Here is a 15,892-nt window from a genome sequence, read left to right as displayed (position 1 = left end):
CATCTCGTTCTACACTTTGTTCATGGAACGCATCGGAGTCCGGGAGCTCAACCAGAACACCAGTCAGGTACTGGCGCGGGTGAGCGGTGGCGAGACGGTCGAGATCACCGACCGTGGTCACCCGATCGCCCGACTCGTCCCGGTGAGCGACGACAGGTCGATGCTCGCCAAACTGGTGGCGTCCGGCCGTGCCGTCGCCCCCACCGGCGGAGGGCCGGTACCCCTTCCACCAAAGCTGGGCGACGGGGAAGTCGACGTGGCGGCCACGCTCACCGCGATGCGGGACGAGGAACGCTGGTGATCTATCTCGATTCGGCCGCCGTCGTGAAGTTGGTCAGGCAGGAGGCGTGCAGTGCCGACCTCGTCTCCTGGCTCAACACCCACCCCGACGTGCCGCTGGTCTCCTCCGCCCTTGTCGAGGTGGAGGTGCCCCGAGCCCTGCGCCGATCCGCTCCGCAGGCGTTGGTCGGGGTGCCCGCAGCCGTCGGACGGCTCTTTCGACTGGAGATCGACGGCACGATCCGCGCCACCGCGGCCGCGTTCGCCGAACCGATGCTCCGCAGTCTCGATGCCATCCACCTGGCCACCGCCCAGGTCCTGACCAACGAGTCCGGCACCGCACTCGTCGCCTTCGTCACCTACGATCGCCGGCTGCTCGAATGCGCCAAGGAAGCAGGATTGCCCGTGGCGAGCCCCGGCCAGAACTGATTCACGGTTCCGTACACCGGCCCGGCGGAAAATGGGCGGCGCGCTCGGTCGTCGGCTGCCAGGATCTCCTGCCGTGACCCTTCCCGCCGGCTGGACCACGCGCCGGCCCACCCTCGACGACGTCCCGGCGATCCTCGCGGTAGTGCACGCCGCCGACACCTTCGCCGTCGGCCATCCCGACTTCGACGCCGAGGATGTCGAGCAGGCGCTGACCGCGCCCTACTTCGACCCGAGCCGGGACTCCTGGCTCGCGCTCGACCCGGACGACACCGTCGTCGCCTGGGCGACGGTGGACAACCCGACCGGGGTCGGCCGGGAGTTCGTGGAGGTCTACGTCGACCCCGAGCGGGCCGCCACCCTTCGTGCGCCGCTGCTTGCCCGGCAGCTCGACCGGGTCGCCGAGCGCGCCGCGGAGCGGGGGTTGTCGACGCTCACCGTCCGCTGCGCGGTGTTCGCCCCGGAGCGCGACTGGGACCGGGACCTGCGGGCCGCGGGCTTCACCCTGGCCAAGCGGTACGTGCGGATGCGCCGCCCGCTGGCCGACCTGCCCGCCGAGCCGGCGATGCCGCCGGGCGTGACGGTACGGCCGGTCCACTCCGACGACGAGGCCGAGCTGCGGGAGTTCCACCGGATCCACGACGCCGCCTTCGGCGACACCCCGGACCACGAGCCGCTGTCGTACGAGCGGTGGCGGGCCCGCATCGGTGACGTGACCGCCTGGGACGAGTGGTTCGTCGCCGAGGTCGACGGGGTGCTCGCCGGCGCGTTGCAGTCCTCGGACCAGGCGCTCGACCGGCAGGAGGGCTGGGTGAAGAGTCTGTCGGTGCTGCCCGCGTACCGCCGCAGGGGTGTCGGTGCGGCGCTGCTGCGCCGCGCGTTCGCCCGCTACGCCGACAAGGGCCGGCAGTTCGCCGGCCTCGGCGTGGACCTCACCAACCCGATGGCCCCGGTGTCGCTCTACCGATCGGTGGGCCTGCGGGAGACCGGGTGGACCGACATGTACGAGCGGGTCGTCCCGGCCGCCGGTGTGTGATTGACGACCCCGGCCGGGCCCGACGGGCGTCCGGATCGGCGCCGGTTGCAGACTGGGGGCGTGGGATACGCGCTACGGGGACGCGGTGCCGGTGGGGCGGGACCGCAGCTCGGTGACGTAGTCGTCCGGCGCGCCCGCCTTCTCGGCGGCGTTCGCGATCTCGGACAGGTACCACGACGTCGGCAGGCCGCCCTCGTACCCGTCGAACACGTAGATCCACGCCGTGACGTCGCCGTCGAGGGTGGAGATCCGTACGTGCAGCTTGCGGTAGGTGCCGGCGGTCACGCCCTCGATCTCGTCGAGCTGCGCCGCGTCGTACGGGTGGATGTCGTAGATCGCCACGAACACCCGGTCGCCGGGGGACTCGACGACGGTGCTGACCGCACCCTCCCAGCCGATCACGTCCTCCCCGGCGAAGGTCAGCCGCCACCCCTCCAGCCAGCCGGTGCCGACCATCGGGGAGTGCGGGCAGTAGGCCCGCATCCGGGACGGATCGAGGTTTGAGCCGTAGGCGGCGTGATGACCCACGGCGATGACGATAGCCCGGCGGATGGGTGGGGGAGAATACGACTGTGCGTGTCGGATGCGCTCGGGAGAAGAAAGTCACTGTGAGCACAAGCGAAGGGCGAACGTGGTGAGCGCGAGGAGTGCAGCGCAGCGGAGCCCCGCAGTCGCGAGCGAGAGGATGGCGCTGTGAGCCGGATCGTGATCATCGGCGGGGGGCCGGCCGGGTACGAGGCGGCACTGGTCGCCGCCCAACTGGATGCCGATGTCACCGTGGTCGAGGCCGACGGCGCGGGCGGGGCCTGCGTGCTCTCCGACTGCGTGCCGTCGAAGACCTTCATCGCCAGCTCCCAGGTGGTCACCGGCTACCGGGACACCGAGGAGTTCGGGGTGCACTCGGACGGCCTGGAGGCAGTGACCGTCGACGCGCAGGCCGTGCACGCGAGGGTGAAGCGGCTGGCGTTGGCGCAGTCCGCCGACATCCACGCCAAGCTGCTCAAGGCGGGTGTCACCTTCGTGGCCGGCACCGCCCGCCTCGGCGAGGACGCGCTCGGGCACACCCACCGCGTCATCGTCACGCCCGCCGACGGCGGCGAGGAGTACCCGATCGACGCGTCCACCGTGCTGGTCGCCACCGGCTCGACGCCCCGGCAGTTGCCCACCGCCGTACCGGACGGCGAGCGCATCCTGACCTGGCGTCAGGTGTACGACCTGGCGGAGCTGCCGGAGCACCTGATCGTGGTCGGCTCGGGCGTGACCGGCGCCGAGTTCGCCAGCGCGTACCTCGCGATGGGGGTGGAGGTCACCCTGGTCTCCAGCCGCGACCGGGTGATGCCGCACGAGGACGCCGACGCGGCGTCGGCCATCGAGCGGGTCTTCCGTAACCGGGGCATGAACATCCTCAACAACTCCCGGGCCGACGCGGTGCGGCGAACCGCCGACGGGGTCGAGGTGGAGCTGTCCGACGGGCGCCGGGTCACGGGTTCGCACGCTCTCATCGCGGTCGGCTCGATCCCGAACACCGCCGACCTCGGCCTGGCCGAGTACGGCGTGGAGCTGGGCCGGGGCGGTTACGTCACGGTCGACCGGGTCTCCCGGACGAACGTGCCCGGCATCTACGCCGCCGGTGATTGCACCGGCGTGCTGCTGCTGGCGAGTGTGGCCGCCATGCAGGGTCGGATCGCCATGTGGCACGCCCTCGGCGAGGCCGTCCGCCCGCTGCGGCTGCGGACCGTGGCCGCGAACGTCTTCACCGACCCGGAGCTGGCCACGGTCGGCGTCTCACAGGACGAGGTCGACGCGGGCCGGGTGCCGGCCCGGCAGGTGATGCTGCCGCTGTCCGGCAACGCCCGGGCCAAGATGGACGACCTGTCCGACGGCTTCGTGAAGTTGTTCTGCCGCCCGGCGAGCGGTCAGGTGATCGGCGGCGTGGTGGTCGCCCCGAAGGCCAGCGAGCTGATCTTGCCCATCACGATGGCCGTGGAGAACAATCTGACGGTCAACGAGCTGGCCCAGACGATCACCATCTACCCGAGCCTCTCCGGCTCCATCACCGAGTCCGCCCGCCAGCTCATGCTCCACGAGCTGGAGTAACCCCCTCCCATCCTCGTCGATCATGGACTTGTGGTGGCCGTCCTGCGGTGTTACACCCCTTTTGTGGGGCACCACAACTCCATGATCGACAGGTGTACGCCGGACCTGGGTCACCGCGACCGTCGCCAGGACGGCTACCTCGGTGAGGATCAGGAGGCGTTCGGCCAGGCCGATGAGGAGGCGGTCGCCGGGGTAGGCGGACCAGACCATCGCCGCCGACAGGGCCAGGCTCAGCACGACCAGCGCGCGTAGCGTCCTGGCGGTGGGCGTCAAATCGGGGCGACGCGCGAGCAGCCAACCGCCGATCGGCAGGGCCAGGAAGGCGACCACCGACGCGTACCGGTGCACGTAGGCGGATGCGGTCATGGCGGTGCCCGGCTCGTTAGTCGGCACCACGGCGGCCAGCAGCAGCCCCACCACCCACGCGCCGAGCAGCAACTCCACCGCCCGTCCGGCGCGGCGCAGCCCGTACATCAGTGCCGCGGTGGCGAGCGCCAGCACCACCATGGCGACGTCGATGACACCGCCCCGGTCGGAGACGGCGAAGTCGCTGATGGTCAGCGCCCACGGGTTGAGGTCGTCGTTGACTTCCAGGTGGCCGATCACGGTGAGCAGCGCCGCCACGGCGATCCCGCCGAGCGCCAGCAGGCCGGTACTCCGGGTTAGAGGCATGCCTCAGCCTGTCGCCGCGAACACCCCAGCCAGATCCGGGAAGCCCACCGACCCGGCCCCCAAAACCCACCCCTAGAGGCCGGTTCCCACGAGATCCGGGGGTCAGTCGACGGGGACTTCGGCGGCGGTACGGGCGTGGCGGGCGCTGACCAGGGTCATCGCCCAGCCGGCCGCCGCGAAACCGGCCGCCGCGGCGGCGGCGATGACGGCCAACCGCCAGGCCGACTCGGTGAGCGCGGTGCCGCCCAGGTGCCCGATCAGCGCGCCGTAGCTGGCCCAGCCCAACGCGGCGATCATCTCGTAGAGCGCGAAGAGCCGGTACGGGTAGCGGCTGCGCCCGGCCGAGAAGCAGGCCGCCATCCGTCCGCCCGGCACGAACCGGCAGAGCAGGATGACCATCGGGCCGGGTTGTCGGAGACCCTGGGTGACCCGGCTGGCGACGCGGCGGGCGCGGCTGAGCTCCGCGTGCCGGGGTGCCCGCCGGTCCGGGGCGAGACGGCCGAGCAGGTAGCAGGCCAGGTCGCCGGCGAAGACGCCGAGCGCGCCGACGGCGATGGTGACCGGCAGGCTGAGGCCGCCGTACACGGTCAGCGCGCCACTGGTGATCATGACGATCTGGGTGGGGATGACGGGTACGAAGGCGTCGGCGACGAGGAGCCCGAGCAGCACCAGGTACGCCCACGTCGGCGACGCGACGTCAGTCAGTAGTTCGGGCACGCCTGCCACCTCGCCGGATGCGGCCGATTGGGTGTCTTGAGCCTGACGGCATGGCCGGCGTCACGGTGGACGGGCCCGGGGCGTCGTGACCGCCGACACCACAGGGCCACCCTGTTCCAACGAGGCAGGCGTCCCGCTGGTGACGGTTTCAGCGTGGCCCGAGGTGGTCGCCGGATCGGTGTACGTCGGCGTACCGTGGTCGGCGCGGCCCAGCACGTCGGGTCCCCCGTTCCTGACGATGCGGGCCGCTCAGGGCCGCCGGCGGGTCCCGCGCCGGCGGCCCGCCACTCTTCCCGCCGCCGCAAATCCGGGTGCGTCCACGATCGCCCGACGGGTAGCGTCGCGGCATGCGCAGCGCGGTAGTGATGACGACGACGCCGGGTGTCCCCGGCGTGCCGCGCTGACGTAACCACCGTCGACCAGGCCCGGGGCGATCCGCCCCCGAGGGCCGTTCGGCGTTCGGTGTCCAGGTCGCCTCCGGGTCGTACCCGATCCAGGAGCCCGACATGATCGACCACCGTAGGCTCGGCCGTGAGCTGGACCTGTTCGTCTCCGACCCGCTGGCCGGCGCCGGCCTGCCAATCTGGTTGCCGGCCGGCGCCGCCGCCCGGCACGCCGTCGAGGAGTACGTCCGGGAGTTGGAGCGCCGCTCCGGCCACCAGCACGTCTACTCGCCGCCGCTGGGTAAGCGGGAACTCTTCGAGCTCTCCGGCCATCTCGGCTACTTCGCCGACGACATGTTCCCGCCGCTGCGGCTGAGCGCCGACGACGAGTTCGTGCTCCGGCCGGCGCTCTGCCCGCACCACGCGTTGGTGTTCCGCGCCCGGGGCCGCTCCTACCGGGAGCTGCCGCTGCGCGTCGCGGAGCTGGGCGGGATGTACCGCTCGGAGCGTTCCGGGGTGCTCGGCGGCTTGTCCCGGGTACGCGCCATCTCCCTCAACGACGCGCACATCTTCTGCGCTCCGGAGCAGGTCGGCGCGGAGGTCGTCGAGATCCTCGGGCTGATCCGCGCCGCGCACGCCGCGCTCGGCGTACGCCCGGCGGGGTTCCGGCTGTCGCTGCGCGGACCGGGCGGGAAGTACGTCGGCGACGACGCCCAGTGGATCCGCGCCGAGGACCTGCTGCGGGGCGCGCTGGCCGGGGTGGAGTACGTCGAGGCGCCGGGCGAGGCCGCCTTCTACGGCCCGAAGATCGACATCCAGATCGTCGACGCGGCCGGCCGGGAGTCGACCATCTCCACCATCCAGGTGGACTTCGACAAGCCGGAGCGGTTCGACCTGTCGTACACCGACTCCGACGGCAGCCGGCGTCGGCCGGTGATGCTGCACCGCAGCCTGGTCGGCAGCATGGAACGGCTGTTCGCGTACCTCATCGAGGCGCACGAGGGCGCGTTCCCGGCCTGGTACGCGCCCGTCCAGTTGGTGGTGCTGCCGGTGGACGACGGGCAGGCCGACGCGGCTGCCGACCTGGCCCGGCGGGCCGTCGACGCCGGGCTGCGGGTCGAGGTTGACGCCGCCGGCTCGCTGGGCGCCCGGGTCCGGGACGCGGCCCGCCGCCGCGTCCCGTACCTCGGGGTCCTGGGTGCCCGGGAGGCCGCAGCCGGCGCGCTCGCCCTCCGGCTGCGCGACGGCCGTGCCCTGGCTCCGATGCCGGCCGCCGCCGCGCTCGCCCTGATCGGCGGGCAGGTCGCCGCCCGCTCGGCGGATCTGCTCCCGGACTGACACGCTAGACCGACGCCGGTTGAGCGTTGGCGTCCGACTCCTCGTCGATCACCGCGCCGGTGAACTGCGAGCGGTAGAGCCGGTGGTACGCGCCGTGGGCGGCGAGCAACTGCTCGTGGGTGCCCTGCTCGACGATGCGACCCTCCTCCATCATCAGGATCAGGTCGGCGTCCCGGATGGTGGAGAGCCGGTGCGCGATGACGAAGCTCGTCCGGTCGGAGCGCAGCGCCGCCATCGCCCGTTGGAGCAGCACCTCGGTGCGGGTGTCCACCGAGCTGGTGGCCTCGTCGAGGATGAGCAGGGACGGCTCGGCGAGGAACGCCCGGGCGATGGTGATGAGCTGCTTCTCGCCGGCGCTGACGTTGCTGCCCTCCTCGTCGATGACCGTGTCGTAGCCGTCGGGCAGGCTGCGCACGAACCGGTCCACGAAGGTGGCCTGGGCCGCGGCGAGGATCTCCTCCTCGGTGGCGTCGGGTCGGCCGTAGGCGATGTTGTCGCGGATGGTCCCGCCGAACAGCCAGGTGTCCTGGAGCACCATGCCGATCCGGCCACGCAGGTCGTCGCGGCGCATCGTGGTGATGTCCACCCCGTCGAGCGTGATCCGTCCGGCGTCCAGCTCGTAGAAGCGCATGATCAGGTTGACCAGGGTGGTCTTGCCGGCACCGGTCGGCCCGACGATCGCGACCGTGTGCCCCGGCTCGGCGACCAGCGACAGGTCGTCGATCAGGGGCTTGTCCGGCGTGTACCGGAAGGAGACGTGCTCGAACTCGACCCGGCCGTGCGGGTCGACGACCCGGGCCGGCTGCACCGGGTCGGGGCTCTGCTCGTCGGCGTCGAGCACCGCGAAGACCCGCTCGGCCGACGCCACCCCGGACTGGAGCAGGTTCGCCATCGACGCGAGCTGGGTGAGCGGCTGGGTGAACTGGCGGGAGTACTGGATGAACGCCTGCACGTCACCCAGGCTCATCGCCCCGGAGGCCACCCGCAGCCCGCCGACCACGGCGATGGCCACGTAGCTCAGGTTCCCGATGAACATCATCGACGGCATGATGATCCCGGAGATGAACTGCGCGCCGAAGCTCGCCCGGAACAGTTCCTCGTTCTTGGCGTGGAAGGCGGCCTCCACCTCGCGCTGCCGGCCGAAGACCTTCACCAGCTCGTGCCCGGTGTACGCCTCCTCGATCTGGCCGTTCAACGCGCCGGTGTGCGTCCACTGCGCGATGAACTGCTTCTGCGACCGCTTGGCGATGCGTTGGGTGACCAGCACCGACAGGGGCACCGCGACGAGCGCCACCAGGGCCAGCAACGGCGAGATCCAGAACATCACGGCCAGCACGCCGATCACGGTCAGCAGCGAGGTGAGCAGCTGGCTGAGGGTCTGCTGGAGGCTGGTGGAGATGTTGTCGATGTCGTTCGTGACCCGGCTGAGCAGCTCACCGCGGGGCTGCCGGTCGAAGTAGGGCAGTGGCAGTCGGTTGAGCTTCTCCTCCACCTCGGCGCGCAGCCGCAGAACCGTGCGCTGGACCACCCCGTTGAGCAGCCAGCCCTGCCACCACGACAGCACGCTCGACGCCAGGTAGAGCCCGAGCGCCAACAGCAGCACCCGGCGCAGCGCGTCGAAGTCGATGCCCACCCCGGGCGCCACGTCCATCCGGGCCAGCATGTCGGCGAAGCTCTCGTTGCCGCTGGCCCGCGCCGCGGCGACGGCCTGGTCGGCGGTGGTGCCCGCCGGCAGTTGCCGACCGATCACCCCGCTGAAGATGAGATCGGTGGCGTGGCCCAGGATCTTCGGACCGGCCACGCTGAAACCGACGCTCACCACGGCGAGGGTGATGATCGCGCCCAGGTGCAGTCGGTGCGGGCGCAGCCGGCCGAGCAACCGTCGGGCCGACGGTCCGAAGTTCATCGACTTCTCGGCGGGCATCCCCGCGCTCATCCAGGGCGGGCCGCCGCCCGGTCGGCCCGCCGGCAGGCGCTTCGGCGTCTGCCCGCCGCCGCCGGGCTGCTGCGCGGCTCCGCCGCCGGGCTGCTGCGCGGCTCCGCCGCCGGGCTGCGCGGCCTCGCCGGTCGGCGTCCGCGGGTCGCCGGCCGGCTTCTGACTGGGTACGGCCGCGGCGCGCGGCTCGTTCTGCTCGCTCACGCCGCCACCTCCGCCGTCTGCTGGGAGGCCACGATCTCGGCGTACGTCGGGCAGGTCTCCAACAACTCCGCGTGTCGTCCCACTCCGACGACCCCTCCGTTCTCGAGCACGATGATCTGGTCGGCGTCGACGATCGTGGACACCCGCTGGGCCACGATCACCACTGCGGACTGCGCGGTGACCGGCCGCAGCGCCGCCCGCAGCCGGGCGTCGGTGCCGAGGTCCAGCGCGGAGAACGAGTCGTCGAACAGGTAGATCTCCGGCCGCCGGACCAGTGCCCGGGCGATGGCCAGGCGTTGCCGCTGCCCGCCGGAGACGGTGCTGCCGCCCTGCGCGATCGGCGCGTCCAGCCCGCCGGGCATCTGGGCCACGAAGTCCCGGGCCTGGGCGATCTCCAACGCCGCCCACAGCTCCTCGTCGGTGGCGTCCGGGTTGCCGTAGCGCAGGTTGCTGGCGACCGTGCCGGTAAACAGGTACGGCCGCTGCGGCACCAACCCGATCCGTCGCCACAGCTCGTCGGGTTCCAACTCGCGTACGTCGACCCCGTCGACAAGCACCGCGCCGTCGGTCACGTCAACCAGGCGCGGGACGAGCGACAGCAGAGTCGTCTTGCCGGCGCCGGTGCTGCCGATGATCGCCGTCGTGGTGCCGGCGGCGGCGCGGAAGGAGATGTCCCGCAGCACCGGCTCGACCGCGCCCGGGTACTGGAACCGCACCCCGCGCAGCTCCAGCTCGGCCCGGCTGGTCAGCTCGGTGACCGGCGTGGCGGCGGGGACCACCGAGGAGTCGGTGTCCAGCACCTCGACGATGCGTTCGGCGCACACGGCTGCCCGGGGCACCATCATCAGCATGAAGGTGGCCATCATGACGGCCATCAGGATCTGCATCAGGTACGCCAGGAAGGCGGTGAGCGCGCCGATCTGGATCGCGCCGGAGTCGACCCGCTGCGCGCCGAACCAGAGCACCGCCACGCTGGACACGTTGAGCACCAACATGACCACTGGGAAGATCAACGCCAACAACCGTCCGGTACGCAGGGCGGTGGCGGTCAGGTCGGCGTTGGCGACACCGAAGCGTTCCGTCTCGTACGGCTCGCGGACGAACGCGCGGACCACCCGGATACCGGTGATCTGCTCGCGCAGCACCCGGTTGACCGTGTCGATCCGGGTCTGCATGAGCCGGAAGCCCGGCACCATCCGGCGGATGATCGCGCTCAGCGCGACGGCCAGCACCGGCACGCTGACCAGCATCAGCCAGGAGAGCCCGATGTCCTCGCGCAGTGCCATGACCACCCCACCGACGCTCATGATCGGTGCGGCGACCAGCATGGTGCAGCTCATCAGTACGAGCATCTGCACCTGTTGGACGTCGTTGGTGTTGCGGGTGATGAGCGACGGCGCCCCGAACCGGGCCACCTCGCGGGCGGAGAAGCTGTTGACGTGCGAGAACAGCCGGGCGCGGACGTCCCGGCCGAAGCCCATGGCGACCTGCGCGCCCAGGTAGACGGCCGCGATCGAGCAGACGATCTGAATCAGACTGACCAGCAGCATCCAGCCACCGATGTGCACGATGTAGCCGGTGTCGCCCCGGGCCACACCCTTGTCGATGATGTCCGCGTTGAGGCTGGGCAGGTAGAGCGAGGCCATGGTGCCCACGAACTGGAGCAGCACCACCGCCAACAGCGGTCTGGAGTACGGGCGCAGTTGGCCGCGTAACAGTCGGGTCAGCACGACGTTTCCTCCGCGTCGGTGGGTCGTCCGGTCATCTGCGGGTCGTGGCCGCTGCCGATGACTTCGAGTAGGAACTCCCGGATCACCTGGGCCTTCGCCGGGTCGGCGTCGACAGAGGTGAGCGGGCGTCCGGAGTGCATGAGAGCGCCGAGTGCGGCCACCCGCTCCCGGCCGGCGGGGGTGATGACGAGTCGGATGCTGCGCCGGTCGCTGTCGTCGCGCTGGCGCTCGACCAGGCCGTCGCGTTCGAGGGTGTCGACGATGCCGGTCAGGGTCGCCGGGCGGACGAACCCCTTCTCGGCGACCTGGCGGTGGGGCAGCTCGCCGTGTCGGGCGAGCGTCATCAGGGTGATCATGCCGGCCTGGGTGAGGCCGTGCTCCTCGGCGAGGAAGCGGTTCCAGCGCTGTCCGACGAGGTGCCCGGCCACGACCAGTAGTCGTCCCAGCGGCACATCCTGGAGGGTGATGAGTTCCACGAGAGCAGATTAGCCCCCTGATAGTCAGGGGCCAAACGAAATAGCCGCAGCGGTGGTGACGAACACGAGTTGCAGGATCGTGCGCTGACCCAGCGGGGTGACCGGGCGTCCGGCGAGGGCCAGCCTCCGGCGTGCGGCCGAGACGTTCGCCGGGAACATCGCGAGCATGAGCAGGCCGAGCCCGGCCGCGGCGAGGCGGGCGGTCGTCGGGATCAGCAGCCCGGCCGCCCCGACCAGCTCCAGTGCGCCGGTGAGAGTGACCAGCAGGTCCGAGCGGGGTAGTCGGGGCGGGACCATCGCGATCAGGTCGGCGCGGCGTCGGCCCACGAAGTGCGCCATGCCGGTCAGCACGAACATCAGGGCCAGTCCGACCCGCAGCGCGGGATGCCAGCCGTCGAGCGCGGAGACGCCGGCCAGGCCGGCCAGGCGAGCCAGTGCGCTGCCGACGATCAGGGTGATCAGGGGTGCCATCGGAATCCTCCTCGCGGAAACTTGTCGGTGACAAGATTGCGGTGGTCGGTGGCATCTTGTCAATGACAAGATTAGGATTCGGGCGTGACCGAGACGCGCGCGTACCACCACGGCGACCTTCGCCGCGCCCTGCTCACCGCGGCGCTGGAGGCGATCGAGGAGGTCGGACCAACCGCGCTGAGCCTGCGCGACCTGGCTCGTCGGGCCGGTGTCTCGCACGCCGCGCCCACCCACCACTTCGGTGACAAGGCGGGGCTGCTCACCGTCCTCGCCACGGAGGGCTTCGACCGGCTGGCGCAGGCGCTGGTCGCCGCCGGCGACGACCTACTGACGGCCGGCGTCGCGTACGTGGACTTCGCCGTGGCGCACCGCGCCTACTTCGAGGTGATGTTCCGGCCCGAGCTGCACCGGGTCGACGACCCCGAGCTGACCGCCGCACGCGAGCGCGCCGGCGTGGCACTCCGCTCAGGGGTGGCCGCCCGTGGCGCATCCGACGACACCGACCGGGACTCGCTCGCCGCCTGGTCCATCGCCCACGGCTTCGCCACCCTCTGGCTGGCCGGCGCACTGCCAGAACGGGTAGGCGAAGACCCCCGCAAGGCAGCCCGAGAAGTCCTCGCCCGCCTAACCCCTAACCCCAGCCCCACCCCACCTCGACCCCGTTGATCATGAAGTTATTGCCATGACACGCCGCCGACGTGGGTGGCAATAACTTCATGATCAACGCGGGAAGGCGGGAGGGCGGGAGGGGCGGGGCGGGTCGGTGTTGGTTACCAGCTGGTGGGGAGGGGCATTCCTTCGGTGTAGCCGGCGGCGCTCTGGACACCGACTATCGCCCGCTCGTGGAACTGCGTCAGGTTGCGGGCGCCGGCGTAGGTGAAGGCGCTCCGTACGCCGGCGATGATCTCGTCGATCAGGTCCTCGACGCCGGGGCGGTGCGGGTCCAGGTACATCCGGGCCGAGGAGATGCCCTCCTCGAACACGGCCTTGCGAGCGCGGTCGTACGGGCTGTCGTCGGCCGTACGGGCGCTGACCGCCCGCGCCGAGGCCATCCCGAAGCTCTCCTTGTACCGCCGCCCGTCCGGTTCGGTGTAGAGGTCACCGGGGGACTCGTAGGTGCCGGCGAACCAGGAGCCGATCATCACGTTCGACGCGCCGGCGGCGAGCGCGAGCGCCACGTCGCGGGGGTGGCGCACGCCGCCGTCGGCCCAGACGTGCCGGCCCAGCTGCCGGGCGGCCGTCGAGCAGTCGAGGACGGCGGAGAACTGCGGCCGGCCCACGCCGGTCATCATCCGGGTGGTGCACATCGCGCCCGGGCCGACACCGACCTTGATGATGTCCGCGCCGGCCTCGACCAGGTCGCGTACGCCTTCGGCGGTGACCACGTTGCCGGCCGCCACCGGTACGCCCGGGTCCAGCTTGCGGACCGCCTGCAACGCCGAGATCATCCGTGCCTGGTGGCCGTGCGCGGTGTCCACGACCAGCGTGTCCACCCCGGCTTCGAGCAGCGCGGCGGCCTTGCCGGTGACGTCGCCGTTGATGCCGACCGCCGCCGCGACGCGGAGCCGACCCCGGTCGTCCACGGCCGGCGTGTAGAGGGTGGCCCGCAGTGCGCCCTGCCGGGTGAGCACCCCGACCAGCCGACCGTCGGCGTCCACCACCGGAGCGAGTCGACGTCGGCCGGCGGAGAGCCGGTCGAAGCCGGTACGCGGGTCCGCGTCCGCCGGCACGGTGTGCAGCTCGGTCGACATGACGTGTCGCAGCTGGGCGAACCGGTCCACGCCCACGGTGTCCGCCTCGGTGACCACGCCCATCGGCCGGCCTGCCTCGTCGACCACGATCACCGCGCCGTGTGACCGCTTGGGCAGCAGGTGGATCGCGTCGCCGACGGTCTCGGTCGGGCCCAGGGTGATGGGCGTGTCGTAGACCAGGTGCCGCTGCTTGACCCAGGAGACGACGTTCGCCACGACCTCGATGGGGATGTCCTGCGGGATCACCGTGATCGCGCCCCGCCGGGCCACCGTCTCGGCCATCCGCCGGCCGGCGACCGCCGTCATGTTCGACACCACCAGCGGGATGGTGGTGCCCGTGCCGTCGCCGGTGGACAGGTCCACGTCGAGGCGGGAGCCGAGGTCGGAGCGGGCCGGCGCCATGAAGACGTCGGTGTAGGTCAGGTCGTGCGCGGGAGCCGCGCCGGAAAGGAACCGCACCCGGCCATCATTCCCGCCCACGGCCGCCCGCGCCCACCTCGGTGCGGCAAACCACTCCCACCGAGCCCCGCCCGCCCGGACAAACGAAAGGAAGGGCCCCCTCTTATGCACCAGGCGTTAACAAGGTGCCCTTCCTTTCAGGAGATGGTGCAGATGGGCGCACCTGCCGTGATCACGGCTCCGACCTCGGCGGCGAGTCCGCTGACCGTGCCCGCCTTGTGGGCGTGCAGCGGCTGCTCCATCTTCATCGCCTCGAGCACCACCACCAGGTCGCCCTCGGCCACCGTGTCGCCGTCGGCGACCGCGATCTTGACGATGGTGCCCTGCATCGGGGAGGTGAGCGCGTCGCCGCCGACCGGTACGCCGGCCTTTGCGCCGCCCCCGCGCCGGGTCGGCTTGCGGGAGGCGGTGGAGGCTGTGGTCGTACTCCCGCCGAAGCCGGCGGGGAGGCTGACCTCGATGCGCTTGCCGCCGACCTCGACCACGACGGTGTCGCGTTCGGCCGGCGCGTCGGCGGCGCCGGCGGCGGCGGCGAACGGCGGCACGGTGTTGTGGAACTCGGTCTCGATCCACCGGGTGTGCACGGTGAACGGCTCGGCGGTGAACGCCTCGTCCCGTACGACGAGCCGATGGAACGGCAGCGCGGTGGCCATGCCGTCGACGACCATCTCGTCGAGGGCGCGGCGGGCGCGCTCCAGCGCCTCGGTGCGCGTCTCACCGATGATGATCACCTTGGCGAGCAGCGAGTCGAAGTTGCCGCCGATCACGTCGCCGGCCGAGATGCCGGTGTCGACCCGCACGCCCGGGCCGCTGGGCAGGCGCAGGGCCGTGACGGTGCCGGGCGCGGGGAGGAAGTTGCGGCCCGGGTCCTCGCCGTTGATCCGGAACTCGATGGCGTGCCCGCGCGGTGTCGGGTCCTCGGTGATCCGCAGCTTCTCGCCGTCGGCGATCCGGAACTGCTCGCGGACCAGGTCGATGCCGGCGGTCTCCTCGGTGACCGGGTGCTCGACCTGGAGTCGCGTGTTGACTTCCAGGAAGGAGATCGTGCCGTCCTTGCCAACCAGGTACTCCACCGTGCCGGCGCCGTGGTAGCCGGCCTCGCGGCAGATCGCCTTGGCGCTGTCGTGGATCTGGGCGCGCTGGGCGTCGGTGAGGAACGGCGCGGGAGCCTCCTCCACGAGCTTCTGGTGCCGGCGCTGCAACGAGCAGTCCCGGGTGCCCACCACGATCACGTTGCCGTGCTGGTCGGCGAGGACCTGCGCCTCGACGTGGCGGGGCTGGTCCAGGTAGCGCTCGACGAAGCACTCGCCCCGACCGAACGCCGCGACGGCCTCGCGGGTGGCCGACTCGAAGAGCTGGGGGATCTCCTCCATGGTGCGGGCGACCTTCAGGCCCCGACCGCCGCCGCCGAAGGCCGCCTTGATGGCGACCGGCAGGCCGTGGTCGACGGCGAACGCCATCACCTCGTCCGGGCTGCCCACCGGGTCCGGGGTGCCGGGGACGAGCGGCGCGCCGGCGCGCTGGGCGATGTGCCGGGCGGTCACCTTGTCGCCCAGGTCGCGGATCGCCTGCGGGGTCGGGCCGATCCAGGTCAGCCCGGCGTCGATGACGGCCTGGGCGAAGTCGGCGTTCTCGCTGAGAAACCCATAACCCGGGTGTACGGCGTCCGCGCCGGCCCGGGCGGCCACGTCGAGCAACTTGTCGATGCGCAGGTACGTGTCGGTCGCGCTGTCCCCGCCGAGCGCGTACGCCTCGTCCGCGAGCGTGGCGTGCAGGGCGTCGCGGTCGGAGTCCGCGTACACGGCGACGCTGCCCAGGCCGGCGTCACGACAGGCGCGGATGACCCGGACGGCGATTTCGCCGCGGTTGGCGATCAGTACCTTGCGCACCTTCGTGGCTCCTCCCGGCAGGTTACTG

General features: G+C 71.6%; 15 protein-coding genes and 1 pseudogene. 7 read left to right on the top strand and 9 right to left on the bottom strand.

Translation table 11 applies throughout. From position 1 onward, the window contains the following. Window positions 1–22: 22 nt before the first annotated feature. The 3 genes from ABZ272_RS06760 (at window position 23) to ABZ272_RS06750 (ending at window position 1,741) form a co-directional block, all read left to right on the top strand. Entirely contained in the window at window positions 23–301 is a 279-nt protein-coding gene (locus ABZ272_RS06760) for a type II toxin-antitoxin system prevent-host-death family antitoxin (RefSeq protein WP_355048915.1), read from the top strand. Then, complete coding sequence (locus tag ABZ272_RS06755; RefSeq protein ID WP_355048914.1) at window positions 298–708, top strand: type II toxin-antitoxin system VapC family toxin; 411 nt, start codon at window positions 298–300, stop codon at window positions 706–708. The genes ABZ272_RS06760 and ABZ272_RS06755 overlap by 4 nt, the downstream gene beginning before the upstream one ends. Before the next feature lie 73 nt (window positions 709–781). Continuing rightward, the gene (locus tag ABZ272_RS06750; protein ID WP_355048913.1) at window positions 782–1,741 is read left to right on the top strand and encodes a GNAT family N-acetyltransferase; all 960 of its coding nucleotides are present in this window, start codon (window positions 782–784) and stop codon (window positions 1,739–1,741) included. Between the two features lie 72 nt (window positions 1,742–1,813). Here the strand turns inward: ABZ272_RS06750 and ABZ272_RS06745 are convergent, their stop codons facing one another. After that, on the bottom strand, window positions 1,814–2,269 hold the full coding sequence (locus ABZ272_RS06745) for a gamma-glutamylcyclotransferase (protein ID WP_355048912.1): 456 nt from the start codon (window positions 2,267–2,269) through the stop codon (window positions 1,814–1,816). Window positions 2,270–2,434: 165 nt separating this feature from the next. Here ABZ272_RS06745 and ABZ272_RS06740 point away from each other — a divergent pair, with 165 nt between their 5' ends. Both ABZ272_RS06740 and ABZ272_RS06735 read left to right on the top strand, forming a co-directional pair. Further along, window positions 2,435–3,838, top strand: a complete 1,404-nt coding sequence (locus ABZ272_RS06740) for an NAD(P)H-quinone dehydrogenase (protein ID WP_355048911.1) — start codon at window positions 2,435–2,437, stop codon at window positions 3,836–3,838. Between the two features lie 81 nt (window positions 3,839–3,919). Beyond that, complete coding sequence (locus ABZ272_RS06735) at window positions 3,920–4,090, top strand: hypothetical protein (RefSeq protein WP_355049335.1); 171 nt, start codon at window positions 3,920–3,922, stop codon at window positions 4,088–4,090. Here ABZ272_RS06735 and ABZ272_RS06730 read toward each other — a convergent pair. Continuing rightward, a pseudogene (locus tag ABZ272_RS06730) lies at window positions 4,010–4,510 on the bottom strand (DUF998 domain-containing protein); the annotation flags it as partial. The gene ABZ272_RS06735 and the pseudogene ABZ272_RS06730 overlap by 81 nt on opposite strands. A gap of 102 nt (window positions 4,511–4,612) precedes the next feature. Then, the gene (locus ABZ272_RS06725) at window positions 4,613–5,227 is read right to left on the bottom strand and encodes a DedA family protein (RefSeq protein ID WP_355048910.1); all 615 of its coding nucleotides are present in this window, start codon (window positions 5,225–5,227) and stop codon (window positions 4,613–4,615) included. A 506-nt stretch (window positions 5,228–5,733) separates the two neighbouring features. On the opposite strand from ABZ272_RS06725, the gene thrS reads away from it, so the two are divergent. After that, window positions 5,734–6,948, top strand: coding sequence for a threonine--tRNA ligase (gene thrS, locus ABZ272_RS06720; protein WP_355048909.1), 1,215 nt, complete (start codon window positions 5,734–5,736; stop codon window positions 6,946–6,948). 4 nt (window positions 6,949–6,952) lie between these two features. Here the strand turns inward: thrS and ABZ272_RS06715 are convergent, their stop codons facing one another. From ABZ272_RS06715 to ABZ272_RS06700, 4 genes are all read right to left on the bottom strand, one after another. After that, the gene (locus ABZ272_RS06715) at window positions 6,953–8,872 is read right to left on the bottom strand and encodes an ABC transporter ATP-binding protein (RefSeq protein WP_355049309.1); all 1,920 of its coding nucleotides are present in this window, start codon (window positions 8,870–8,872) and stop codon (window positions 6,953–6,955) included. A gap of 212 nt (window positions 8,873–9,084) precedes the next feature. Then, window positions 9,085–10,818 carry an ABC transporter ATP-binding protein gene (locus tag ABZ272_RS06710; protein WP_355048908.1) on the bottom strand — a complete coding sequence of 578 codons (1,734 nt, stop codon included), beginning with the start codon at window positions 10,816–10,818 and terminating at the stop codon, window positions 9,085–9,087. Beyond that, window positions 10,812–11,294, bottom strand: a complete 483-nt coding sequence (locus ABZ272_RS06705) for a MarR family transcriptional regulator (RefSeq protein WP_355048907.1) — start codon at window positions 11,292–11,294, stop codon at window positions 10,812–10,814. The genes ABZ272_RS06710 and ABZ272_RS06705 overlap by 7 nt, the downstream gene beginning before the upstream one ends. 24 nt (window positions 11,295–11,318) lie before the next feature. Then, the gene (locus tag ABZ272_RS06700) at window positions 11,319–11,765 is read right to left on the bottom strand and encodes a DoxX family membrane protein (protein ID WP_355048906.1); all 447 of its coding nucleotides are present in this window, start codon (window positions 11,763–11,765) and stop codon (window positions 11,319–11,321) included. An 84-nt stretch (window positions 11,766–11,849) separates the two neighbouring features. On the opposite strand from ABZ272_RS06700, the gene ABZ272_RS06695 reads away from it, so the two are divergent. Beyond that, entirely contained in the window at window positions 11,850–12,431 is a 582-nt protein-coding gene (locus tag ABZ272_RS06695) for a TetR/AcrR family transcriptional regulator (protein WP_355048905.1), read from the top strand. A 104-nt stretch (window positions 12,432–12,535) separates the two neighbouring features. On the opposite strand, the gene ABZ272_RS06690 is transcribed toward ABZ272_RS06695, so the two are convergent. Continuing rightward, window positions 12,536–13,975, bottom strand: a complete 1,440-nt coding sequence (locus tag ABZ272_RS06690; RefSeq protein ID WP_355048904.1) for a GuaB1 family IMP dehydrogenase-related protein — start codon at window positions 13,973–13,975, stop codon at window positions 12,536–12,538. A 137-nt stretch (window positions 13,976–14,112) separates the two neighbouring features. Further along, on the bottom strand, window positions 14,113–15,864 hold the full coding sequence (locus tag ABZ272_RS06685; RefSeq protein WP_355048903.1) for a biotin carboxylase N-terminal domain-containing protein: 1,752 nt from the start codon (window positions 15,862–15,864) through the stop codon (window positions 14,113–14,115). Window positions 15,865–15,892 lie beyond the last annotated feature (28 nt).

This window comes from Micromonospora sp. NPDC005979 (genome assembly GCF_040614415.1).
In the GTDB taxonomy this organism is placed as follows: Bacteria; Actinomycetota; Actinomycetes; order Mycobacteriales; family Micromonosporaceae; genus Micromonospora.
This window is presented reverse-complemented; position numbering and strand designations above follow the sequence as displayed.

Bases quoted from the DNA above. Each gene is read 5' to 3' on its own strand.
- ABZ272_RS06715 (WP_355049309.1), bottom strand. From the start codon at position 8,872: ATGCCCGCCGAGAAGTCGATGAACTTCGGACCGTCGGCCCGACGGTTG.
- ABZ272_RS06700 (WP_355048906.1), bottom strand. From the start codon at position 11,765: ATGGCACCCCTGATCACCCTGATCGTCGGCAGCGCACTGGCTCGCCTG.
- thrS (WP_355048909.1), top strand. From the start codon at position 5,734: ATGATCGACCACCGTAGGCTCGGCCGTGAGCTGGACCTGTTCGTCTCC.
- ABZ272_RS06760 (WP_355048915.1), top strand. From the start codon at position 23: ATGGAACGCATCGGAGTCCGGGAGCTCAACCAGAACACCAGTCAGGTA.
- ABZ272_RS06735 (WP_355049335.1), top strand. From the start codon at position 3,920: ATGATCGACAGGTGTACGCCGGACCTGGGTCACCGCGACCGTCGCCAG.